1 protein-coding gene is annotated in these 1,073 nt (G+C 41.6%); it reads left to right on the top strand.

Annotation, left to right across the window (positions count from 1 at the left end; genetic code table 11):
• Nucleotides 1–1,073: thioesterase domain-containing protein (locus AB204_RS20685; RefSeq protein WP_047965263.1), on the top strand; the 1,073-nt coding region annotated here is incomplete at both ends.

Below are 1,073 nucleotides of genomic sequence, written 5' to 3'. Positions count from 1 at the left end.
CCGCGGCTTCCGGATTGAACTGGGGGAAATTGAAACTGCCCTGACAGCACATCCTCAGGTCAAACAGGCGGTGGTCATTGCCCGGGAGCACAAGGGGCATAAAGCCCTGGCCGCCTATCTGGTGACAGAGGGAGCGCTCTCCGATGAAACGCTGATGGTGCATGTATCAGCGCGGCTGCCGGACTATATGCTGCCCGCCAGCTTTACTTTTATTGAGACGATCCCACTGACACTGAACGGCAAGGTCAATCGCCGGGCATTACCAGAACCGGTTTTCGGTAACAGAGCAAATTATGTCGCACCCCGTAATGCCCTGGAAACCCAGCTTTGTGCTATTTGGCAGGATGTTTTAAAGCTGGAGCAGGTGGGTATTGAAGATAACTTCTTCCATATTGGCGGAAATTCTCTACTAGCGATTAAACTCACTTCGGCAATACGCCATAAAATGGCCATTGATATTCCGTTAAATATCTTATTTAGCTGCAAGAGTATTACTCTATTATCCCAGTGGCTGGCAACGGATAATAAAAAAATCAGTTTACTTAATTTCCTAACACCAGAATCAATGGCAACGGATAAATTATTTATGATTCATCCAGCTAATGGCGGCAGTGAATCCTATGCTCCTCTGGCAAATATGTTAGCAGATAGCTATAACTGTATTGGTATTGATAATTACAATCTCAGCACAGATAATCAAATAGATTCATTGCAACGATTAGCTCAAATTTATATGGAGCTCATTCTGACTGAAATCTCTATTGATCAATCTATCCGTATCTTAGGCTGGTCATTAGGCGGTCAGTTAGCGATGGAAATCGCCTATCAATTAGAACAGCTTGGCGCACAAAAAATCCAGTTATTCTTATTAGATACTGTAATTAATAACGCCGAGATGAAAAGGATTAAAAACAATATTGATATATCAAATTCAAACCTATTACTCACTGAGAACTTACAAAAAATGGGTGCCAGTGACACCTATATCAATAAAGTATTGGAGAGTGCACCATTTGAATATAAAATATCTTATTGTGATTTAAGCGGAATGTTAAAACATACAAACATTACGC

Source organism: Xenorhabdus khoisanae, from assembly GCF_001037465.1.
GTDB classification, from domain to species: Bacteria; Pseudomonadota; Gammaproteobacteria; order Enterobacterales; family Enterobacteriaceae; genus Xenorhabdus; species Xenorhabdus khoisanae.
The sequence above is the reverse complement of the archived record's forward strand: the minus strand, read 5'-3'. Positions and strand labels throughout refer to the sequence as shown.